This is a genomic window from Kitasatospora sp. NPDC059599, from assembly GCF_042735125.1.
In the GTDB taxonomy this organism is placed as follows: domain Bacteria; phylum Actinomycetota; class Actinomycetes; order Streptomycetales; family Streptomycetaceae; genus Kitasatospora.
In genome coordinates, this window is sequence record NZ_JBHWCL010000164.1 from 1 (window position 1) to 21,335 (window position 21,335).

Sequence of the window (21,335 nt, forward strand, 5' to 3'; positions counted from 1 at the left end):
ACCCCCCCCCGCGCCGGCGCGCGGGGGGGGTGCCCCCCTCGCGCCCCGCCGCCTCCCCCCCCCCCCCCCCACAGGCCCGCGCCCCCCCCCGGGCCCCCCCCCCCCCCCCCCCGGCGGGGGCGCCCCCCGCCGCCGTTTCCGGCCCCGGCACGCCGGGGAGCCGTCGCTCCGCTCAGTCCGTGGCGGGACGGGCCGGCTGGACCGGCGGAACGGCCTGGGCCGGCTCCGCGGGCGGGTTCGGATGGGTGGCGGCGGTGCGTTCGGCGGCTTCGCGGGCGGCTTCGAGCGCGGTGAACACGGCCTGGCCGGCCTCGTTGCGGCGGCGCAGGTGGGTGATCACGGTGTTGGTGACGGCGATCAGCGGGACGGCGACGACCGCACCGCCGATGCCGCCGATGATGCCGCCGGCCGCGACGCCGAGGACCACGCCCAGCGGGTGCACCCGGACGGCCCGGCCCAGGATCAGCGGCTGCAGGATGTGACTCTCGATCTGCATCACCGCGATCAGCAGGATCAGCACCATCAGTGCCGCCCACACCCCGCCCTGGGTGACCAGGGCCATCAGCACCGCGACGGTGCCGGTGACGAGCGCGCCGACCAGCGGGACGAAGGCGCCCAGGAAGATGATCACCGCCAGCGGCATGGCCAGCGGCACGCCCAGCAGGTCGATGCCGATCCCGATGCAGACCGCGTCGATGAAGGCCACGCACACGGTGCCGCGCACGTAGGCGGTGAGCGTCGCCCAGGCCTTCGGGCCCGCGCCGGCCATCGCGAAGCGGGAGTGCCGGGGCAGCCCGCGCAACGCCCAGTTCCAGATCTTCTCGCCGTCGTAGAGCAGGAAGAAGGTGGTGAAGAAGGTCATCAGCACCGCGGTCAGCACCTCGACGGCGATCTGCGCGCCGGTGATCGAGGCCGAGGTGAGCTGGTCGGTGTTGGTGGTGATCGCCTTGGTGATCTGGTCGGCGAAGTCGGTGATCTGCTGCTGGGTCAGGTGCAGCGGCCCGGTGACCAGCCAGTCCTTCAGCTGGTTGACACCGTCCTTGACCTGGGTGGTGACGCTCGGCAGGTTGGTGCTCACCTGCCAGACCACGAACCAGCCGACCAGCCCGATCCCGGCCAGGCCGCTCAGGAACACCCCGCCCGCCGCCAGGGAGCGCGGTGCCCCCCGCCGGCGCAGCCAGGACACCGAGGGTTCCAGCAGCGCGGCGATCAGCAGCGAGGCCAGCACCGAGAAGGCGACCAGCCGCAACATGTCGACCACGTAGAAGACGACGTAGAGCGCGGCGCCGAGCAGCAGCAGCCGCCAGGTGGACTCGGCGGCCACCCGCAGCCCCCACGGCACCGCCTCGGCGGGGGTGGCGGGCCGGCCGGGGTGGTACTCGCGGCCGAGCCCCGCGTGCGCGGCGGGTGCGGCCGGGGCCGCGGCGGGTGCCGCACCCGCCGGTGCCTCCGGCGCCGGCGCGGGGTCGGTCCGGGGCACGGGCACCGGGCCCGCCCCCTCCGTGACGGCCGGTCCGCGGCCGTCGGCGAGGACCTGCGCCTCGACGAGGGCGCGCCCCTCGGCGAGCGGGTGCCCCTCCGTGAGCCCGGGGACGGCGAGTTCGTGCGGGTCGGCCGCCATCGCGGCGCGTCGGCGCCGTTCGATCACGGCGGCCGCGCTCGCCACCACGGCCATGCCCTTGGCCACGGCCTTGAAGGCCTTTCCGCCCCGCGCCATGCTCGCTACCACCGCTCCCCGGCCCGCCCGCCGTGCCCGGCGGTACGCCGCGGGTCCTGCCGCGGCCGTCAGGGATGACGCTACCCGGCGCGGGCACGGCAAGTCCGGCCACCGGTGGGTTCGAGGGGAACACCCCACCCCGGAAATGCGGGCAAATCGCCATGTTCCAGGTGGTTTCGGATGCACTTCGCTGGGGAGGAGTCGGGACGAGACCCCGGAGGCAGCGCCTCCGGGAGCGCCGTGAGCCAACCGCCGGCGGACCGGCCGGTGCGGGAAGCAACCAGGACCCCTTCCCGCGCCCCGCGTCCGCACCCAGAACCGCACCGCCCGAGAGCGCACTGGTCAGCGCAGCCCGGGCGGCGCGGTTCGCCCTTCTCCCGCCGACCCCGGGCGACTCCGGGCGGCCCGGCCCCGGAACGGCGACGGCCCCCGGTCACCCGCCCGGGAAGGGCGGGCGGCCGGGGGCCGTACGGAGCGCGCCGCCGGGGCGGCAGCCGTTCCTAGTACCAGCTGTGGGCCTGCCAGAACGACCAGGCGCCACAGGGGCTGCCGTAGCGGCTGTTCATGTAGCTGAGGCCCCACTGGATCTGGGTGGCCGGGTTGGTGCGCCAGTCGGCACCGGCCGAGGCCATCTTGTTGCCGGGCAGCGCCTGCACCAGACCGTACGCGCCGGAGCTCTTGTTGGTGGCGGTGTAGTCCCAGCCGCTCTCGCGCTTCACGATCTGGCTGAAGCACTGGAACTGGGCGTCGTTGCCGACGATCTGCCGGGCAGTGTCCTGGACCGAGCCGGGGCTGACCGAGACCGGGGGCGCGCTGGCGTCGACGGCGGTCATCGCCGAGCGGGCCTTCGACCGGTTGGCGGCCTCGGCGGCGGCCTTGCGCGCGTCGTCGGCGGCCTTGGCCGCCTTGTCCGCGTCGGCCTTGGCCTGGGCGTCGGCCTTCGCCTGGGCGTCCGCGGCCGCCTTCTGGCGCGCGGCCTCCTCAGCGGCCTTCTGCTCGGCGGCGGCCTTGGCGGCGGCGTCGGCGGAGGCCTGCTGGGCGGATGCCTGCTGGCCGATGTTGTCACTGATGGTCTGCGCCTGGACGCCAGAGGGGACTTCGGCAAGCAGGGTCGCACCGGCGACATCGACCGTCTGCGTCGTCTTGCCCTCGCTGCCCGAGGCCATGCCCACGACGGCACCGACAGCGGTGACGGCGGTGGCGGAGGCCACAGCGACTCCCCGGACCGAGATCCGAGTCACATGGATTCCTTCCAGCATCGCCCACGCGTGACCGTGTGGGCGCAAGATGCCCCTTGGCACGGACCTCCGCACGGTGCTCTGGTCACGGGAGGTGCTGGCCCGGCGTCCGGCCGAGGTGAGGCGACCGGGCGTTGGAATCGGGCGGCGTACGGCTCGTCGGTCTTCAATTGTGTGTCCACCGACCGGAGTTGGCGGACCTTCCGGGGCCTGACTTCCGAGTCCGGAAGCCCTGCCGCGCCGTACGCGGGGCCTGACAGAACCCTCACCATGCCGCACCGGGCACGGTCGACGCAATTCCCGCCCGCGTGGCGCATGTCACATTCACCGCACGGGAGTTTCCCGGACGGAAAGCACTCGATGTGATGAAACGGCCGGGGCCCGCTCCGTCAGGAGCGGGCCCCGCAGGTCGAGTTGACCCTATTGTCCTACTATGCCCTGATCAGGGGCGGATCACGGGTGGATGTCCTCCAGCATCTCCGTGACCAGCGCCGCGATCGGCGAACGCTCCGACCGCGTGAGCGTGATGTGGGCGAAGAGCGGATGCCCCTTCAGCTTCTCCACCACCGCCACCACACCGTCGTACCGGCCCACCCTGAGGTTGTCCCGCTGCGCCACGTCGTGGGTGAGCACCACCCGCGAGCCCTGGCCGATCCGGGACAGCACCGTCAGCAGGACGTTCCGCTCCAGCGACTGCGCCTCGTCCACGATCACGAAGGCGTCGTGCAGCGAGCGCCCCCGGATGTGGGTCAGCGGCAGCACCTCCAGCATCCCGCGGGAGATGACCTCCTCGATCACGTCCGGGGTGGTGACGGCGGAGAGGGTGTCGAAGACCGCCTGCGCCCAGGGGCCCATCTTGTCCGCCTCGGAACCCGGCAGGTAGCCGAGTTCCTGGCCGCCGACCGCGTACAGCGGCCGGAAGACCATCACCTTGCGATGCTGCCTCCGCTCCAGCACCGCCTCCAGACCCGCGCACAGCGCCAGCGCCGACTTGCCGGTGCCGGCCCGGCCGCCCATCGAGACGATCCCGATGTCCGGGTCGAGCAGCAGGTCCAGCGCCACCCGCTGCTCGGCGCTGCGCCCGCGCAGCCCGAACGCCTCGCGCTCCCCGCGCACCAGCCGGACCCGGCCGTCACCGGTGACCCGGCCGAGCGCGCGGCCGCGCTCCGAGGTGAGTACCAGTCCGGTGTGGACGGGCAGCTCGTCGGCCCCGTCGAGGTCCACCGACGCGTCGTGGCCCGCTGCGAACAGCGCGTCCACCTGGTCGGCGGGGACGTGCAGTTCGGACATGCCCGTCCAGCCGGACGTGATCGCCAGCTCGGCCCGGTACTCCTCGGCGAGCAGGCCCACCGAACTGGCCTTGATCCGCAGCGGCAGGTCCTTGGAGACGACGGTGACGTCGTAGCCCTCGGCCTGCAGGTTGCGGGCGACCGCCAGGATCCGGGTGTCCGCCTCGCCGCCGCCGGAGCGGTAGCCGGCCGGCAGTATCGACACGTCGGAGTGGTTGAGCTCGACCCGGATGGTGCCGCCGAGTTCGCCGACCGGGATCGGCTCGTCGAGCCGTCCGTGGCGGATGCGGTAGTCGTCGAGCAGCCGCAGCGCCTGGCGGGCGAAGTAGCCCAGCTCCGGGTGGTGCCGTTTGGCCTCCAGCTCGGTGACGACGACCACCGGCAGGACGACCTCGTGCTCCTCGAAGCGGGTCATGGCGAGCGGGTCCGCCAGGAGCACGCTGGTGTCGAGAACGTACGTGCGCCGGTCTGGTGTCCGGCGGCTCTTGGAACTGACCACTAGGCCTCCAGAGCGGATGACCCTGCGTCATCCGCGGCAAGCCGGCCTCGCTGCCCCGGTGGCCTCGGGGCCGGACTGACTGGAGTATTCCCAGGCGGGGGGCGGTGCATTCGCGCCCCGGGAGAACTGACGGATCATTGCCGGTGAACGTTTGGCCTCGCCCCGGGGCCGGGTACTCCAGCCCTACGGCGGTCACTTCACCGCGGACCGGCCGACGGGACCCCGGTCCCACCGGCCCGGGGGGCCGGGACTACAGGCCCAGCCGCCGGTGGCGCTGCTCGAAGGCGCGCAGGGCGCGCAGGAAGTCGACCTTGCGGAAGGCCGGCCAGTACGCCTCGCAGAAGTAGAACTCGCTGTGCGCGCTCTGCCAGAGCAGGAAACCGGACAGCCGCTGCTCGCCCGAGGTGCGGATGATCAGGTCCGGGTCGGGCTGGTTGCGGGTGTAGAGGTGCTCGGAGATGTGCTCGACGGTCAGGACCTCGGCCAGTTCCTCGATCGAGGTGCCGCGTCCGGCCTGCTCCTGGAGCAGCGAGCGGACGGCGTCGGCGATCTCGTGCCGGCCTCCGTAGCCGACCGCGACGTTGACCGTGATGCCGTCGATGTCGGCGGTCTCGTCGGCGGCGCGCTTGAGCACGTCGGCGGTGTGCTGTGGGAGCAGGTCCAGCGCGCCGACCGGGTGGACCCGCCAGCGGCGGGCGGCGGCCAGGCCGGTGACGGCGTCCTCGATGATGCCGAGCAGCGGGACCAGCTCGTCGGCCGGGCGGTCCAGGTTGTCGGTGGAGAGCATCCAGAGGGTGACGACCTTGACGTGGGTCTCGTCGCACCAGCCGAGGAACTCGCTGATCTTGTCGGCGCCGCGCTGATGTCCGTACGCGGTGGACCCGCCCGCGGCCTTGGCCCAGCGGCGGTTGCCGTCCAGGATCACGCCGATGTGGTGCGGGGTGCGGGCCAGGTGGACCTCGACCCGGCGGCCGTAGAGCCCGTACATCCCGCCCAGCAGGGTGCGCAGCCCCGGCGTCCGTTCGGCGACATCGCGCAGACCCATGTTCCCGGACCCCTCCGTGCTCGTTCAGCTGGTGCGTCACCGCCCCGGCGCAGCCTACTCCGGCGCGCAGGCGCACGGTAAAGCCGCAGGTAGCGGTCTGGTCACGGTCCTGTACGAAGTCTGTCGCGACGGGCGTGCCGGAGGTCGCGCAGGGGTCGTACGGGGCCGGCCCCGGACCGCGGGGCGGGCGTCGGCGGGCCTCGACGGGCCTCGGCGGTGCGGACACGGAACGGTCTCCGAATCCTTAACGGAACCGTAAGCCCTCGGTTCCCTGCTTGACGACCCGCAATGGTCTAGTCCAGCTTTTGATTCCGGACGGAACGACCCTCCACTCCGTCTCCCCCAGGCTCATCCCTGACCTCCCCTCCCCCACACGCGGCCGCCGCGCCCCCCACCGCGGCGGCCGCTCCTCCCCCAGGAGCGTCACCCCATGGCCCGTACGCTGAACCAGCCCGCACACAAGCGCCGGCGCAGCCCCCTCCCGGCCGTCGCGGCCGGCGCCACCGTCCTCGCCCTGGCCGGCGGCGGCCTCGCCCTCTTCGCCGGCGGCGCCGGCGCGGCGGTCGGCAACCTGGTCACCAACGGCGGCTTCGACGGCGGGATCGGTGGCTGGAGCTGCGCCGGCGCGGCGACCACCGTCTCCGCTCCGGTCCACTCCGGCACCGGCGCGCTGCAGGCCACCCCGGGCGCGGGCGACACCGCCGAGTGCACCCAGACCATCAGCGTGCTGCCCAACACCAGCTACACGCTGAGCGCCTGGGTCCAGGGCCCGTACGTCTACCTCGGCGCACGCGGCACCGGCGGCACCGACCCGTCCGCCTGGTCGAACCAGAACGGCTGGAACCAGCTGTCCACCACCTTCACCACCGGGGCGAACGCCACCAGCGTCACCGTCTACCTGCACGGCTGGTACGGCCAGAGCGCCTACCTCGCCGACGACGTCGCCCTGCTGGGGCCCGGCGGCACCGGCACCCCGTCGCCGACCGCGACCGCCACGCCCACCCCCACGCCGACTGCGACGACCACCGCCACGCCCACCGGCACGGCAACCCCGACCCCCACCGCGACCCCGACCCCCACCGCGACGCCCACTGCCACCCCGACCGGCACCACCCCGCCGGCCACCGGCCTGCCGGCGCACGCCGTCACCGGCTACTGGCAGAACTTCGACAACAACTCGACCCCGCAGCGCCTGAGCGACGTCCAGAACGCGTACGACATCATCGCGGTCTCCTTCGCCGACGCCGTGCCGACCCGGACCGGCGCGATCAGCTTCACCCTGGACCCGGGCCTGTCCAAGGCGCTCGGCGGCTACACCGACGCCCAGTTCCGCGCCGACGTCAAGGCCAAGCAGGCGGCCGGCAAGAAGGTCGTCCTCTCCATCGGCGGCCAGAACGGCGCGATCACCGTCGGGGACGCCACCGCCGGCGCCAACTTCGCCGACAGCGCCTACGCGATCATCAAGGACTACGGCTTCGACGGCATCGACGTCGACCTGGAGAACGGCGTCCAGGCCGGCCCGCTCGGCGACGCGCTGCACTCCCTGCAGGCCAAGGTCGGCCCCGGCTTCGTCCTGACCATGGCGCCCGAGACCATCGGGATGTACAGCACCGCCGGCGCCTACTTCCAGCTCGCGCTGAGGACCAAGGACATCCTGACCGTCGTCAACACCCAGTTCTACAACTCGGGCGGCATGAACGGCTGCGACGGCAAGGTCTACAACCAGGGCACCATCGACTTCATCACCTCGCAGGTCTGCACCCACATCCAGGGCGGCCTGCGGCCGGACCAGGTCGGCATCGGCGTCCCGGCCTCGGCCAAGGCCGCGGGCGGCGGCTACGTCTCGCCGACCGTGGTGAACAACGCGCTGGACTGCCTGGCCACCGGAAACAACTGCGGCAGCTTCGTGCCGCCGGCCAAGTGGCCCACCATCCGCGGCGCGATGACCTGGTCGACCAACTGGGACGCCAACAACGGCAACGCGTTCTCCAACGCGGTGGGCCCGTTCGTCCACAAGATGCCCTGAGGACCCTCCTTCCCCCGGCGCGCAGCTCCTTGAGGGTGGGGCCCGCGCGTCGGCGGCGGGCCCGTCGTACCGCTCCGGTACGGCGGGCCCTTCCGCGTTCCGTCCCCGCCGCGAGGCGCCGGGCGGGCGCTCGCGCTACCTGGCCAGCACCGCCGTGAGCGCGCCGAGCAGCAGGAACGGCCCCACCGGGACGTCGAGTCCGCGCACCGGGCGCCGACGGACCAGGGCGGCGGCGGCCCGCAGCACCGCCCAGAGGCCGGCCAGCACCGCGGCGGCGAACAGTCCGCCGAGCGCCACCGACCAGCCGTACCAGCCGAGCAGTCCGCCCAGCGCGAGCCCCAGCGGGGAGTCACCCGGCCCCAGGGCCCCGGCCCAGACGGCCAGTTCGAGCACCGCGCCGACCGCGAGCGCCACCAGCAGACAGCGCAGCAGCGCCCCGGGGCGTCCGTCGACCAGCGCGGCCACCGCCAACAGCGCGGCCACCCCGCCGAGCAGCGGCAGGGTCAGCCGGTACGGCAGCCGGCGCACCCGCGCGTCGACGAAACCGAGCGCCACCCCGAGCGCGGCCGCCCAGCCCAGTGCCGCGGCCGCCGGCCCGTCCGCCGCGTACGCCACCGCGGCGGCGGCGGCCGCCGCGACCGTCTCCACCGACCACGCGCCCGCGCCCAACCGCTCCCGGCAGCCCGGGCAGCGTCCGGTGGGCGGCAGCAGGCGCACGTCGCGCCCGCACGACGGACAGGCCGCACACCAGGGTTCGCCCTCCGGCACCGCGAACCGGGCGACCAGTCCGCGCAGCGGCGGAGCCGCCAGGAGACCGACCAGTACCGCCGCGACCACGACCGGCACCACCGGCGCACCCCCTCCTCGATCGACGCACCGGCCCCATCCTGCCGCGCCGGGCGGGGCGCCGTCCGGCGCGGCGGATGCGGCGTGCGGTGTGCCGTCCGTCTCGTTCCGGAGCGCGGCCCGCCCGCGCTCCTCGCATACGCGGGCATTCCGGACACCGGGCTCCCCCATTGGAAGGCCTGCCGACGCCCCCGCCTGCCGATCCAAGGAGGGCTCTCCGGCCCTGCGGACCACCTTCCCGGAGTCCCGCCGAAGGGGTCCTCCGTACCCCTAAAGTAGGCAGGCATGCAGGTCATCCAGTCCAGCAAGCTCGCCAACGTCTGCTACGACATCCGCGGCCCGGTGCTCGACGAGGCGATGCGGCTGGAGGAGCAGGGCCACCGCATCCTCAAGCTCAACACCGGCAACCCGGCCACGTTCGGCTTCGAGGCGCCCCCGGAGATCCTCCAGGACATCCTGCGCAACCTCGCGAACGCGCACGGGTACGGCGACTCCAAGGGCCTGCTGTCCGCCCGCCGCGCGGTGGTCATGCACTACGAGGACCGCGGGCTGCACGGCCTCTCCGTCGACGACGTCTTCCTCGGCAACGGCGTCTCCGAGCTGATCCAGCTGGCCATGACCGCCCTGCTGGACGACGGCGACGAAGTCCTCGTCCCGGCCCCGGACTACCCGCTGTGGACGGCCTCCGTCTCGCTGGCCGGCGGCACCGCGGTGCACTACCGCTGCGACGAGCAGTCCGAGTGGTACCCGGACCTCGCCGACATCGAGGCCAAGGTCACCGACCGGACCAGGGCCATCGTGGTGATCAACCCGAACAACCCGACCGGCGCGGTCTACCCCCGCGAGGTACTGGAGGGCATCGTCGAGATCGCCCGCCGGCACGACCTGGTGGTCTACGCCGACGAGATCTACGACAAGATCCTCTACGACGACGCCGAGCACGTCCCGCTGGCGACCCTGGCCCCGGACCTCTTCTGCGTCACCTTCAACGGGCTCTCCAAGGCGTACCGCGTCGCCGGCTTCCGCTCCGGCTGGATGGTGCTGTCCGGCGAACGGGCCAGGGCCCGCAGCTACATCGAGGGCCTCACCGTGCTCGCCTCGATGCGGCTGTGTGCCAACATGCCCGCCCAGCACGCGGTGGCCGCCGCGCTCGGCGGCCGGCAGTCGATCCGCGACCTGGTGCTCCCCGGCGGACGCCTGCTCGCCTCGCGCGACGCCGCGCACCGGCTGCTCAACGAGATCCCCGGTGTCAGCTGCGTCAAGCCCAAGGGCGCCCTGTACGCCTTCCCGCGGCTGGACCCGAAGGTCTACAAGATCAAGGACGACGCCCAGATGGTCCTGGACCTGCTGCGCTCCCAGCGCATCCTGCTGGTCCAGGGCACCGGCTTCAACTGGCCCGAGCCGGACCACTTCCGGCTGGTCACCCTGCCCCGCCCCGAGGAGATCACCGACGCCGTGACCCGGATCGGCGAATTCCTCTCCGGCTACGCCCAACCTTGACCTCCCCTTTAACCACGGGCCACCGACCGGACCGTAGGATTCCGGCGCGTCGGCGGCCCGGGTTCCTCTCCGGGCCGTAGGGGGGACGGGCCGGTCGGCGGTGTGCCGGGGCCCGGGCCGACGCGGACACCGGAGCGCGCGACCGCCCGGAAGGGTCCGCTCCCCTGCCCCCACTCCTCCGCAAGGGACCGGTCCGTCTTGACCATCCGCATTCCGCTCACCCCCGCCCGCGCCGCCGCGGCCGCCGTCGGCGCCGCCATCGCGCTGACCACCGCCCTGCCGGCCACGCCCGCCTCCGCCGCCGGCGGTGGCTTCCGCATTCCGACGTCGAGCACCGTCGTGAACGCCAACTCCGGCAAGTGCCTGGAGATCGCCGACTGGAGCACCGACAACGGCGCCCCGGCCCGCCAGTGGGACTGCACCGGCGGCGCCAACCAGCGGTGGGACTACGTCCCCGACAGCGGCGGCTTCCGCCTGGTGAACCGCAACTCCGGCAAGTGCCTGGAGATCGCCGACTGGAGCCGGGACAACGGCGCCGAGGCCCGCCAGTGGGACTGCACCGGCGGCTGGAACCAGCACTGGAACTACGCCGGCTCGATCGGCGCGCACAACGAGCTCGGCCTGGCCAACCTCAACTCGGCCGACCTCCTGGAGATCGCCGACTGGCGCACCGACAACGGCGCCCCGGCCCGCCAGTGGCAGGGGTCCACGACCGGTGTCCCCCAGGGCAACCAGGCGTGGATCACCGCCATCACCCGGCTCTGACGGCGAGGCCCGGAAAAACACTACGGCCGGAGTCCCGGTCCGGACGATCTCCTTGGTCGGGGAAAGATCGTCCGGCGGAACTCCGGCCGTCCTGTCGCATCGGCGGGCGCCCGGTTCGTGCCGGGCGGCCGCCTCTCGCTCGGTAGAGGCTCAGGCTCAGCCGAGGCGCGCGACGAGGCTCCGGTACTCGTCCCACAGCTCCTTCGGGGTGTGCTCGCCGAAGGTCTCCAGGTGGGCCGGCACGAGTGCGGCCTCCTGGCGCCAGATGTCGGCGTCCACGGTGAAGAGCAGGTCGAGGTCCTCCTGGGACAGCTTCAGGTCACCGAGGTCGAAGCCCTCGACCGTCGGCAGCACGCCGATCGGGGTCTCGACGCCCTCGCCGGTGCCGTCCAGGCGCTCGACGATCCACTTGAGCACGCGGCTGTTCTCGCCGTAGCCGGGCCAGACGAACTTGCCCTCGGCGTTCTTGCGGAACCAGTTGACGTAGTAGATCTTCGGCAGCTTGGCGGCGTCCGCCTGGGCGCCGACCTTCAGCCAGTGGGCGAAGTAGTCGCCCATGTTGTAGCCGCAGAACGGCAGCATCGCGAACGGGTCGCGACGCAGCTCGCCGACGGTGCCCTCGGCGGCGGCGGTCTTCTCGGAGGCGATGTTGGCGCCGAGGAAGACGCCGTGCTGCCAGTCGAAGGACTCGGTCACCAGCGGGACGGCGGTGGCGCGGCGGCCGCCGAACAGGATCGCCGAGATCGGCACGCCCGCCGGGTCCTCCCACTCGGGGGCGATGGTCGGGCACTGCGCGGCCGGGACGGCGAAGCGGGCGTTCGGGTGGGCGGCCGGGGTGCCGGACTCGGGGGTCCAGTCGTTGCCGCGCCAGTCGGTCAGGTGCGCCGGGGGCTCCTCGGTGAGGCCCTCCCACCACACGTCGCCGTCGTCGGTGAGGGCGACGTTGGTGAAGACGGTGTTGCCCCAGAGGGTCTCGATGGCGTTGGCGTTGGTGTCCACGCCGGTGCCGGGGGCGACGCCGAAGAAGCCGGCCTCGGGGTTGATGGCGTACAGGCGGCCGTCGGCGCCGAAGCGCATCCAGGCGATGTCGTCGCCGATCGTCTCGACCTTCCAGCCCGGAACGGTCGGCTGGAGCATGGCCAGGTTGGTCTTGCCGCAGGCCGACGGGAAGGCGGCCGCGACGTACTTGGGCTCGGTGCCGCCCTCGGAACCGGCCGGCGGGGTGAGCTTCAGGATGAGCATGTGCTCGGCCAGCCAGCCCTCGTCGCGGGCCATGGTCGAGGCGATGCGCAGCGCGTAGCACTTCTTGCCGAGCAGGGCGTTGCCGCCGTAGCCCGAGCCGAACGACCAGATCTCCTTGGTCTCCGGGAAGTGCGAGATGTACTTGGTGCTGTTGCACGGCCACGCCACGTCGGCCTCGCCCTCGGCGAGCGGGGCGCCGACGGTGTGCACGGCCTTGACGAAGTCGCCGTCCTCGCCCAGCTGGTCCAGCACGGCCTGGCCCATGCGGGTCATCACGCGCATCGACACGGCGACGTAGGCGGAGTCGGTGATCTCGACGCCGTACGCGGCCAGCGGGGAGCCGACCGGGCCCATCGAGAAGGGCACGACGTACATCGTGCGGCCCTTCATCGCGCCGCGGAAGAGACCCTGCTCGCCCTGGAACACCTCCCGCATCTCGGCGGGGGCCTTCCAGTTGTTGGTCGGTCCGGCGTCCTTCTCCTGCTCGGAGCAGATGTAGGTGCGGTCCTCCACGCGCGCGACGTCCGTCGGGTCCGAGGCGGCGTAGTAGGAGTTGGGGCGCTTCTCCTCGTCGAGCTTCTTGAAGGTGCCCTGAGCCACCAGCAGGTCCGCGAGGCGGTGGTACTCCGCCTCGGAACCGTCGCACCACTCGATGCGGTCCGGCTGGGTGAGCTCGGCGATCTCGCTCACCCAAGCGAGCAGCTGCTTGTGGCGGGTGGGCGCGGATGCGCTGAGAGCAGAGATCTCGTACGACACGATCGCTCCGTTTCACGCCATCTCGGCGAAGAGACGGCGTAGCGGGGGTCTGAGGGTGCTTGCAGCGTAGCTCCGGCCTCAAGCCTCCAACGCCCCGAAGCGGCGAAATTGACGCATCTTTTACTACAGTCAGTATGATTACCAGCCAGTAACAGGTCACTCGCGTCCCGGACGGAGTGCGCGGCGCCACACCCCGAATACTCCAAAACGTCCAAGAGTGATGATCACCACTTCCTACGCGTCAGTAACCTACGGATCCGTAGGTAGCGGGTAGCATGCTGCGCATGACTGCTGCTGCGCTCGCCGAGCGCCTCGCGGAGGGCCCCGCCGAGAGCGGGGAGAGCAAGCCGAAGTGGCGCGGCTGGCTGCACGCCGGCATGTTCCCCGCCACCGTCGCCGCCGGGATCGTGCTGATCTGCCTGGCCGACTCCACGCCCGCCAAGATCGCCTGCGCGATCTACTCGGTCAGCGCCTGGCTGCTGTTCGGGGTCAGCGCGGTGTACCACCGCTTCGACTGGGGCCCGCGCGGAGACGCCGTCCTGCGCCGGCTGGACCACGCGAACATCTTCCTGATCATCGCGGGCACCTACACGCCGTTCACGATGCTGCTGCTCAAGGGCGCGGACCAGCAGCTGCTGCTCTGGGCGGTCTGGGGCGGCGCGCTCGCCGGCATCGCGTTCCGGGTGTTCTGGGTCGGCGCGCCACGCTGGCTGTACACGCCGGTGTACCTCGCGCTGGGCTGGGCGGCCGCGTTCTTCCTGCCGGACTTCCTGCACACCGGCGGGGTCGCCGTCCTGGTGCTGATGATCGTCGGCGGGGTGCTCTACAGCATCGGCGGCGTGGTGTACGGGCTCAAGCGGCCCGATCCCTCACCGCGCTGGTTCGGCTTCCACGAGGTGTTCCACGCCTTCACCCTCGGCGCGTTCACCGTGCAGTACGTCGGCGTCTCACTGGTGGCGTACAGCACGGCCGGCTGAACCCGGCGCACCCCGACGGGCGGTCGAACGGTCCACGGACCGGGCGGCCGCCCGTTCCGCCGTCCAGGGCCGCTCGTACGGCGCGCGAATCTGCGGGCGGCGCGGGTACGGCGGGTGGTCGGCCGCGCCGGGCTCCGGCTGCGGGGCGGGGTCCTGGTGCCGCTCGCGCCCGTCGTGCGCCTCGCCGGTCCGGTGCGCCCCGTCGCCCGGGTGGGCCCCGTACTCCCTGCGCTCGTCGTGTTCCCGGTACGCGGCGTGCCCCTCGCGCTCCCGGTGCGCCGTGCCCGCCTCGTGCTCCCGGTGCGCCGCGCGCCGGGGGCTCCGGCCGCGCCGCGCCGGCGGAGCGCCCGCGCACCTGCCGGGCGTCCAGCGCCTCCCGGGCCCGGCGGCAGCGCTCGCAGTGCGCGGCGTCCGGGATGCCGCGGCGCGGACGGTGCCCGGCCGGGGCCGGGGCGCCGTGCAGGGCGCGCCAGCGCCGGCCGACGTGGACCATGAGCAGCACGGTCTCGACCCCGGCGACCGCCAGGACCAGCGGGGCGCCGTTGATCAGATAGGCCGCCACCACGGCCAGCGCGGAGGCCACCACCACCGCCGCACCCCACACCTGGGCACTCGCCTGCTTGTCGTCCGCGTCGGCCACTTCGGCTCCCCTTTCCCCGGTGCCGGGCTCGTGGTCGGCTCCTGCCGCCCCACCCCTTCTCCGCTCTCGGCACGCGTCGGTCAGCACTGACCGATTGCCACATGGTATCTACCGACAGTCACTCCCCACTGCCCCCGGGCGGCGAACGACAGATCAACGTTGCGTCAATTCCTTGTGTGGAAGCAGCACTTCCATGACACATCACGGCGAGTAGGCAAGTGATCGCACCATCGCCACATTGACGGGAGTCATGACGCCCCAGCAACCGACCGCGGCCCGTCCGGACGTCCCGACCAACCCGGTCCGGGCGATGCCGGAGGCGCCGCTGTCGTTGCGCGAGCGCAAGAAGCTGAAGACCCGCCAGACCGTCCGCCGCGAGGCGTACCGGCTGATCTCCGAGCAGGGCGACGAGAACACCACCGTGGAGCAGATCGCCGCCGAAGTCTCGCCGTCCACCTGCTTCCGCTACTTCGCCACCAAGGAGGAGCTGGTCCTCCCGGACGAGTACGACCCGGCCGTGATCGCCGCCCTGCTCGCACGGCCCGCCGACGAGCCCTTCCTCACCTCCTGCCGGGAGGCCATGCGCGACCTGATCCGGCAACTGCTCCGGCACGAGCGCGAGGGACTGTTCACCCCGATGCGGCTGGCCGCCGAGGTCCCCGCGCTGCGTGCCGGGGTGTACCGCAGCAGTAACAACCCGCAGCAGCTGTTCCTCACCGCGCTCACCCGGCGGGCCGGCGTCGAGGAACCCACGTACGAGATACGGGTCACCGCCGCCGCCATCGCGGCCGCCACCACCGAGGCCCTGCTGCAGTGGGCCGCCGACGACCGCAGGGAGGACGTCGCGGACCTGGTCGACCGGACCTTCGCACTGCTGGAGAGCGGTTTCGCCGGGGTGTGAGCCCCGCCGCGGCCGTGCCGTCTCTCCCCTCTATACCGCTCCCCTCTATACCGCTGCAGCGGGGAGAAGCCATACCGCTACAGCGGGGAGAAGCAGCCGCGCGAGGAATGCTCACCCGGCTGCTCGGCCCCCGCCGCGCCACGGACACCGGGCCCGCCGGCCCGCCCGTACGCCCGTACCGCGACCTGATCTTCCCCGCCGGCGCCGGGCCCCGGTCCGGCGTCCGGCCGACTCCCCTACCGCGCCCGGAAGTCGACGATCAGGCAGTCCTCCACCGGCCGGTACCCGATCTGCTGGTAGATGGAGTTGCTGGTCGGGTTCGCGAGGTCCGTGTACAGCAGCACCTCGGTGGCGCCGCAGGTCAGCACGTGGGCCGAGGCGGCGGCCGTGACGGCGCTGCCGTAGCCGCGGCCGCGGTGCTCCACGGGCGTGTAGACCGGGCCGACGCGGGACATCCCGACGAGCACCGGGCTGGTGCCGGCCAGCGCGACCGGCTCGCCCCCGTCCTCCCACAGGTGCAGTCCGCCGGCCGCGGTCTTCTCGTCCACCGCCCTCGGCACGTCGGGCAGTTCGACCTTCGCCTCGGCCAGAAACTCCCGGTACCAGCGGATCACCAGCTCGCGGTCGGCCGACCCGGCCGGCCGGTGCCGGCCCGCGGGCGGGCGCGGCGGATCGGTCAACCGGCCGAGCCGGTAGAGCCGTTCCTCGACGCGGACGGACTGCTCGGTGCCGGTGGCCGCCGTCCACGCGGCAGCGAAGGCACGGACCGCGTCGGTGGCTCCGGCGATCCCGTTCACGGTCGTCAGCCCCGTTCCGGCGGCGGCCAGTGCGACCGCCAGTTCGGCGGCCGCGGCCTCCGGCATGAAGGAGAGCCGGGGGTCGAACGGTGGCGTCTGCAGGAAGGCGCCCTCGACCGGGCCGCCCTCCTCGGCCCGCCACCAGCCGAAGACCGGCGGGCCTCCGAACACGTCCAGCCCGGACTCGGCCAGCCGGTGCGCGATGGTGAGCAGGACGGTGTTCTCGGCGGGGCGGGCGGCGAGGACGGCACCCGCCCGGGCCCGGAAGTCGTCGAGGGAGGTACTGAAGGTCCAGGTCATGGCCCATGTTGGCCCCGGCCCGCCCGCTCCCGCCAACGAATATCCGACCGCCGAGCCCGACTGCCGAGCCCGTCCGCCGCCCGCCCGACCACCGCGCCCGGGGGCCGCTACCCGACCGCCGTGCCCAGCCGCTCCGCCAGCGCCGCCGGATCGGTGGTCGGCGCGTCACAGGCGAAGTGCCGGCAGACGTACGCCGCCGGCGCGCCGCCGACCAGCGGCCGGTCCGCGAGCAGCGGCACCTCGGTCTCCCCCGGCGCGCCGACCGCGACCACCGCGCCCGGCGCCGTCCCCAGCAGCGCCGCCCGCCGCAGCGCGGCCGTGGCCGGGTGCCCGGCCGGGCCGACCACGGCGACCTCGCGCGGCCCGTCGAGCAGCGCCTCCGCCACCGCGAGGCCCCAGCCGATGAACCGCGGCGCCCGCCCCGCGAGCGCGCCGACCACGCCGAGGGCCCGCTCGGCGGCCGTCCGGTGCCGGCCGGAGCCGGTGTAGGCGGCGTAGGTGAGCAGGGCGCCGGCGGCGGCCGTCCAGCCGGACGGGGTGGCGTTGTCGGTCGGGTCCTGCGGGCGGCGGATCAACTCCTCGGCGTCGTCGGCGGTGTCGTAGAGCGCGCCGGAGGACTCGTCGGTGAAGTGCTTGAGGACGGTGTCGAGCAGGCCGCCGGCCAGCTGCAGCCACTCCGCCTCGCCGGTGACGGCGTACAGCGCGAGGAAGCCCTCGGCGGTGTCCGCGTAGTCCTCCAGCACGCCCGCGTTGGCACCGGCCCGGCCGTCCCGGGAGGTGCGCAGCAGCCGGCCGTCGGGGGTGAGGTGGACGGCGAGCAGCAGGTCACCGGCCTGCTCGGCGGCCTCGACGAGGTCGGGCCGGTCCAGCAGTGCGCCGGTTTCGGCGAGCGCGGCGATGGCGAGACCGTTCCAGGCCGCGACCACCTTGTCGTCCCGGGCCGGCGCGGGCCGCGCGGCGCGCGCCGCGAGCATTCGGGTGCGGATCGCCTCGTACTCGGCGAAGTCCTCCGGCTCGGAGAGGAGTTGGAGGACGGAGGTGCCGTGCTCGAAGGTGCCGGCGGCGGTGACGGTGAACAGCCGGGCGGCGGTGGCCGCGTCGGCGGGGCCGAGCAGGTCGACCAACTGGCCGGGCTCCCACACGTAGTAGGCGCCCTCGGCGGACTGACCGGTCTCCTCGTCCAGGCTGTCCGCGTCCAGCGCGGAGGCGAACGCGCCTTCAGGCGTGCGGAGTTCACGCAGCAGGAAGTCGGCCGTGGACAGTGCGACCCGCCGTGCGAGCGCGGACCCGGTGGCCCGCCACAGGTGCAGGTAGGCGCGCAGCAGCAGGGCGTTGTCGTAGAGCATCTTCTCGAAGTGCGGCACCACCCAGCCGGCGTCCACCGCGTACCGGGCGAAGCCGCCGCCGAGCTGGTCGTGGATGCCGCCGCGGGCCATCGCCTCGCCGGTGCGGACGGCCATCTCGAGTGCCGCTTCCGAGCCGGTGCGGGCGTGGTGGCGCAGCAGGAACTCGACCACCATGGCCGGCGGGAACTTGGGCGCGCCGCCGAAGCCGCCGCGGGCCTGGTCGAAGTCCCGGCTGAGGGTCACCAGCGCCTGGTGCAGGTCCGCCTCGCCGGGCGGGTTGTGGGCGCCGGCCGAGTACACGGCGGCCCGTTCGGCCAGGTCGGCCCGGATCCGGCCGGCGACCTCGCCGACCTCCTGCCGCCGGTCCCGCCAGGCGGCGTCCACGCCCTCCAGCACCTGCCGGAAGGAGGGCATCCCGTGCCGGGGCTCCGGCGGGAAGTACGTGCCGAAGTAGAACGGCTCCTTGTCGGGCGTGAGGAAGACCGTCATGGGCCAGCCGCCCTGCCCGGTCGCGGCCTGAACCGCCTCCATGTACACGGCGTCGACGTCCGGGCGTTCCTCCCGGTCGACCTTGACCGCGACGAACCGCTCGTTCAGGTACCCGGCGAGCCCGGCGTCCTCGAAGCTCTCGTGCGCCATCACGTGGCACCAGTGGCAGGCGGCGTACCCGACGGACAGCAGCACCGGCACCCCGCGCCGCCGCGCCTCCTCGAACGCCTCCACCCCCCAGGGCCACCAGTCGACCGGGTTCTCGGCATGCTGCAGCAGGTACGGCGAGGTCGCGTCAGCGAGACGGTTCGGCATGCCCCCATCCTCGCGCATCGGCGGGCGGCGGGGGCCGGTGACTCACTCCTTGGGAGCCTCCGGCTCCTCCACGAAGTCGACCTTCTTGAACTGCCGGTTCATCGACTTGGCCAGGAACCAGGTCGCCACGCCGAGGGCGGCGAAGACGACGAAGCCGAGGAGGCCGGGGGTGACCTTGGCGTCGTCGACGGCGAGGTCAGCGGCGAGGTGGAGGAGGTTCACGGAGGCACTCATATCTCTATGGTGGCCCGGCTCACGGGGAGCCGGGCCATCGGGGGGTGGTTCAGTCGCGCGTGTCGGCGGCCTCGGCCGCCAGGCTGGGGGTGCGCAGGCCGGCGAAGAGGTCGTCCTCCGGCAGGTCCACGTCGACCAGGGTACGGGCGAGTTCGTAGTCCTCGGTGGGCCAGACCTCGCGCTGGACCTCCAGCGGCACGCGGAACCACGGGCCGTCGGGGTCGATCTGGGTGGCGTGGGCGATCAGCGCGCGGTCGCGGGTCTCGAACCAGTCGTCGCAGCGGACGCGGGTGGTGATCTCGCGCTCCGTGCGGCCGCTCTTCTCCCAGCCGGCGATCCACTCGCCGTACGGCGACTCGTGGCCGTGCTCGGTGAGGTACTGGTGCAGGGCGCGGATGCGGCCCATCGGGAAGCCGTGGTTGTAGTAGAGCTTCAGCGGCTGCCAGGGCTCGCCGGCCCCGGGGTAGGCGTCCGGGTCGCCCGCGGCGTCGAAGGCCAGCATGGTGATCTTGTGGGTCATGATGTGGTCCGGGTGCGGGTACCCGCCGTTCTCGTCGTAGGTCGTGATGACCTGCGGCTTGAACTCGCGGATCAGCCGGACCAGCGGCTCGGCCGCGTCCTTCACGTCCTGCAGGGCGAAGCAGCCCTCCGGCAGCGGGGGCAGCGGGTCCCCCTCGGGCAGGCCGGAGTCCACGAAGCCCAGCCAGGCCTGCTTGACGCCGAGGATCGCCCGCGCCTCGTCCATCTCCTTGCGGCGCACCTCGTGGATGTTCTCCTCGATGTACGGGTCCCCCTGGAGCTTGGGGTTGAGGACCGACCCGCGCTCGCCCCCCGTGCAGGTGGCCACGAGCACGTCCACACCCTGCTCGACGCACATGGCCATGGTGGCCGCGCCCTTGCTGGACTCGTCGTCCGGGTGGGCGTGCACCGCCATCAGTCGCAACTGCTCAGTCAACGCCTTGCGTTCCTTCCACATCGTCGGGCGTTCCGCGAAGTCCGGGTCAGCCCACCGTACGAACCGCTCACTCCGGGGCCGCGTCGCCGCGGGGCCGGCCCGCGGAAGTCGCCGACACGGCCGAGCCCCGCCCCCGCCGGACCGGCCGCGGGCGTGCCCCTCCTATAGTGACGGACTGGAGGTCCGTCGCATTCCCCCGCATCACCCCGCGCGGACCCTCCCCCAGGAGAGGACAGAGTCCGATGACCGCAGAGACCACCGCCGCCCGGCTCCCCGAGGGGCGCTACGGACGCGGCGGCGACCGCGAGTCGGACCGCCGCCTGAAGGTCGTCGGCGCGGTCTGCGGCGTGCTGGGCCTGGGTCTGATCGCCTGGCTGGGCGGTTCCTACCTGCTGCGCGAGACGAAGATCAACGGTTCGGTGCCGACCTTCCAGGTGCTCTCCGACTCCGAGGTCCAGCTCCACCTCACCGTCAGCAAGCGCGACGGCCAGGCCGGCACCTGCACGGTCCGCTCGCAGGGCGACGACCACTCGGTGGTCGGGGTGGCCGACTTCCCGGTCCCGGCAGCCGGCTCCGCCTACGACGCCGTGGTAACCCTGCGCACCACGTCCCGCGGCACCACCGCCGAGCTGCTGGGCTGCACGCCCGCCGAGTAGGGCGCATAGTCGACCGGGCGAGCGGGAATCCGTCAGGGGTCCCGCTCCGCGTCCCGTACACCGCGGCGTAACGCCACCGTCAATGGCGCGTCGGCGCCTCTCCCGCTTGTCGGCAGGACTTGTTACGCTCGTGGTTTCGCCCCTTCCGCACCGGATGGTACGGGAGCGGGCGTTGCTTTGTAGTTGAGACCGATATCACCACCAACCCTGCTGACGACTCACACCCTCAGCACAGCCCGAGCACCTACGAGGAGCACCCGTGACCCAGACCAGCGAGAACGTGACCTGGCTCACTCAGGCCGGCTACGACCAGCTCAAGGCCGAGCTGGATCACCTGACCGGGCCCTGGCGCATCGAGATCGCCCAGAAGATCGAGGCGGCGCGCGAGGAGGGTGACCTCAAGGAGAACGCCGGCTACCACGCGGCGAAGGAGGAGCAGGGCAAGTACGAGCTGCGCATCCGCCAGCTGACCCAGCTGCTGGAGCGTGCCAAGGTCGGCGAGGCCCCGGCCGACTCGGGCGTGGTGGCCCCGGGCATGGTCGTCACGGTCGCCTTCGACGGTGACGAGGACGACCTCATGGAGTTCCTGCTCGCCTCCCGCGAGGTCGCCGGCTCCGACACCCTGGACGTCTACTCCCCGCAGTCCCCGCTGGGCCGCGCGATCGACGGCAAGCAGATCGGCGACGAGGCCAGCTACGAGCTGCCGAACGGCAAGCCGGCCATGGTGAAGATCGTCAAGGTCGTGCCGCACGCCGGCTGATCCGGCCCCGCCACGTCGAGGGCGGCCGCGGAGTCGAGGACG

At 72.9% G+C, this 21,335-nt stretch carries 17 protein-coding genes; 7 read left to right on the top strand and 10 right to left on the bottom strand.

Annotated features, from left to right (window positions below; translation table 11 throughout):
• Nucleotides 1-172: 172 nt before the first annotated feature.
• The 4 genes from ACFV04_RS37190 to ACFV04_RS37205 all read right to left on the bottom strand — a co-directional run bounded on the left by ACFV04_RS37190 (nt 173) and on the right by ACFV04_RS37205 (nt 5,788).
• Nucleotides 173-1,717: an AI-2E family transporter gene (locus ACFV04_RS37190; protein WP_380535362.1), complete on the bottom strand. Its 1,545-nt coding sequence runs from the start codon at nt 1,715-1,717 to the stop codon at nt 173-175.
• A 500-nt stretch (nt 1,718-2,217) separates the two neighbouring features.
• A complete protein-coding gene (locus ACFV04_RS37195) occupies nt 2,218-2,976 on the bottom strand; it encodes a transglycosylase SLT domain-containing protein (RefSeq protein WP_380347409.1) in 759 nt (252 codons plus the stop codon).
• A 432-nt stretch (nt 2,977-3,408) separates the two neighbouring features.
• Entirely contained in the window at nt 3,409-4,743 is a 1,335-nt protein-coding gene (locus ACFV04_RS37200) for a PhoH family protein (protein WP_360260899.1), read from the bottom strand.
• 250 nt (nt 4,744-4,993) lie between these two features.
• Nucleotides 4,994-5,788: an isoprenyl transferase gene (locus ACFV04_RS37205; protein WP_360260896.1), complete on the bottom strand. Its 795-nt coding sequence runs from the start codon at nt 5,786-5,788 to the stop codon at nt 4,994-4,996.
• A gap of 430 nt (nt 5,789-6,218) precedes the next feature.
• On the opposite strand from ACFV04_RS37205, the gene ACFV04_RS37210 reads away from it, so the two are divergent.
• On the top strand, nt 6,219-7,814 hold the full coding sequence (locus tag ACFV04_RS37210; RefSeq protein WP_380535364.1) for a chitinase: 1,596 nt from the start codon (nt 6,219-6,221) through the stop codon (nt 7,812-7,814).
• 135 nt (nt 7,815-7,949) lie between these two features.
• On the opposite strand, the gene ACFV04_RS37215 is transcribed toward ACFV04_RS37210, so the two are convergent.
• Nucleotides 7,950-8,663 carry a prepilin peptidase gene (locus ACFV04_RS37215; RefSeq protein WP_380535366.1) on the bottom strand — a complete coding sequence of 238 codons (714 nt, stop codon included), beginning with the start codon at nt 8,661-8,663 and terminating at the stop codon, nt 7,950-7,952.
• A 282-nt stretch (nt 8,664-8,945) separates the two neighbouring features.
• Between ACFV04_RS37215 and ACFV04_RS37220 the strand changes: the two genes are divergently transcribed.
• Together ACFV04_RS37220 and ACFV04_RS37225 are read left to right on the top strand one after the other, a co-directional pair.
• Nucleotides 8,946-10,160, top strand: a complete 1,215-nt coding sequence (locus ACFV04_RS37220; protein WP_380347412.1) for a pyridoxal phosphate-dependent aminotransferase — start codon at nt 8,946-8,948, stop codon at nt 10,158-10,160.
• A gap of 198 nt (nt 10,161-10,358) precedes the next feature.
• Nucleotides 10,359-10,925: an RICIN domain-containing protein gene (locus ACFV04_RS37225; RefSeq protein ID WP_380535368.1), complete on the top strand. Its 567-nt coding sequence runs from the start codon at nt 10,359-10,361 to the stop codon at nt 10,923-10,925.
• A gap of 156 nt (nt 10,926-11,081) precedes the next feature.
• On the opposite strand, the gene ACFV04_RS37230 is transcribed toward ACFV04_RS37225, so the two are convergent.
• Complete coding sequence (locus ACFV04_RS37230) at nt 11,082-12,923, bottom strand: phosphoenolpyruvate carboxykinase (GTP) (RefSeq protein ID WP_360260885.1); 1,842 nt, start codon at nt 12,921-12,923, stop codon at nt 11,082-11,084.
• Nucleotides 12,924-13,207: 284 nt separating this feature from the next.
• Here ACFV04_RS37230 and ACFV04_RS37235 point away from each other — a divergent pair, with 284 nt between their 5' ends.
• Together ACFV04_RS37235 and ACFV04_RS37240 are read left to right on the top strand one after the other, a co-directional pair.
• Complete coding sequence (locus tag ACFV04_RS37235) at nt 13,208-13,900, top strand: hemolysin III family protein (protein ID WP_380535370.1); 693 nt, start codon at nt 13,208-13,210, stop codon at nt 13,898-13,900.
• An 890-nt stretch (nt 13,901-14,790) separates the two neighbouring features.
• Nucleotides 14,791-15,441 (top strand): TetR/AcrR family transcriptional regulator, encoded by a 651-nt coding sequence (locus ACFV04_RS37240; RefSeq protein WP_380535372.1) that lies wholly within the window; start codon nt 14,791-14,793, stop codon nt 15,439-15,441.
• 236 nt (nt 15,442-15,677) lie between these two features.
• On the opposite strand, the gene ACFV04_RS37245 is transcribed toward ACFV04_RS37240, so the two are convergent.
• The 4 genes from ACFV04_RS37245 to mca all read right to left on the bottom strand — a co-directional run bounded on the left by ACFV04_RS37245 (nt 15,678) and on the right by mca (nt 19,877).
• Nucleotides 15,678-16,538 (bottom strand): GNAT family N-acetyltransferase, encoded by an 861-nt coding sequence (locus ACFV04_RS37245; protein WP_380535374.1) that lies wholly within the window; start codon nt 16,536-16,538, stop codon nt 15,678-15,680.
• 107 nt (nt 16,539-16,645) lie between these two features.
• Nucleotides 16,646-18,688: a thioredoxin domain-containing protein gene (locus ACFV04_RS37250; RefSeq protein WP_380347417.1), complete on the bottom strand. Its 2,043-nt coding sequence runs from the start codon at nt 18,686-18,688 to the stop codon at nt 16,646-16,648.
• Nucleotides 18,689-18,730: 42 nt separating this feature from the next.
• On the bottom strand, nt 18,731-18,922 hold the full coding sequence (locus ACFV04_RS37255) for a hypothetical protein (RefSeq protein WP_380347418.1): 192 nt from the start codon (nt 18,920-18,922) through the stop codon (nt 18,731-18,733).
• A gap of 49 nt (nt 18,923-18,971) precedes the next feature.
• Nucleotides 18,972-19,877 carry a mycothiol conjugate amidase Mca gene (gene mca / locus ACFV04_RS37260; protein WP_380535376.1) on the bottom strand — a complete coding sequence of 302 codons (906 nt, stop codon included), beginning with the start codon at nt 19,875-19,877 and terminating at the stop codon, nt 18,972-18,974.
• Nucleotides 19,878-20,119: 242 nt separating this feature from the next.
• Here mca and ACFV04_RS37265 point away from each other — a divergent pair, with 242 nt between their 5' ends.
• Complete coding sequence (locus tag ACFV04_RS37265; RefSeq protein WP_380535378.1) at nt 20,120-20,533, top strand: DUF4307 domain-containing protein; 414 nt, start codon at nt 20,120-20,122, stop codon at nt 20,531-20,533.
• A gap of 259 nt (nt 20,534-20,792) precedes the next feature.
• Nucleotides 20,793-21,293: a transcription elongation factor GreA gene (greA, locus tag ACFV04_RS37270; protein ID WP_360260863.1), complete on the top strand. Its 501-nt coding sequence runs from the start codon at nt 20,793-20,795 to the stop codon at nt 21,291-21,293.
• Nucleotides 21,294-21,335 lie beyond the last annotated feature (42 nt).

Excerpts from the sequence above, each read along its gene's own strand:
- ACFV04_RS37190 (WP_380535362.1), bottom strand. The coding sequence starts at position 1,717 with ATGGCGCGGGGCGGAAAGGCCTTCAAGGCCGTGGCCAAGGGCATGGCC.
- ACFV04_RS37195 (WP_380347409.1), bottom strand. The coding sequence starts at position 2,976 with ATGCTGGAAGGAATCCATGTGACTCGGATCTCGGTCCGGGGAGTCGCT.
- ACFV04_RS37205 (WP_360260896.1), bottom strand. The coding sequence starts at position 5,788 with ATGGGTCTGCGCGATGTCGCCGAACGGACGCCGGGGCTGCGCACCCTG.
- ACFV04_RS37210 (WP_380535364.1), top strand. The coding sequence starts at position 6,219 with ATGGCCCGTACGCTGAACCAGCCCGCACACAAGCGCCGGCGCAGCCCC.
- ACFV04_RS37220 (WP_380347412.1), top strand. The coding sequence starts at position 8,946 with ATGCAGGTCATCCAGTCCAGCAAGCTCGCCAACGTCTGCTACGACATC.
- ACFV04_RS37235 (WP_380535370.1), top strand. The coding sequence starts at position 13,208 with ATGACTGCTGCTGCGCTCGCCGAGCGCCTCGCGGAGGGCCCCGCCGAG.
- ACFV04_RS37240 (WP_380535372.1), top strand. The coding sequence starts at position 14,791 with ATGACGCCCCAGCAACCGACCGCGGCCCGTCCGGACGTCCCGACCAAC.
- ACFV04_RS37245 (WP_380535374.1), bottom strand. The coding sequence starts at position 16,538 with ATGACCTGGACCTTCAGTACCTCCCTCGACGACTTCCGGGCCCGGGCG.
- ACFV04_RS37250 (WP_380347417.1), bottom strand. The coding sequence starts at position 18,688 with ATGCCGAACCGTCTCGCTGACGCGACCTCGCCGTACCTGCTGCAGCAT.
- ACFV04_RS37255 (WP_380347418.1), bottom strand. The coding sequence starts at position 18,922 with ATGAGTGCCTCCGTGAACCTCCTCCACCTCGCCGCTGACCTCGCCGTC.
- ACFV04_RS37265 (WP_380535378.1), top strand. The coding sequence starts at position 20,120 with ATGACCGCAGAGACCACCGCCGCCCGGCTCCCCGAGGGGCGCTACGGA.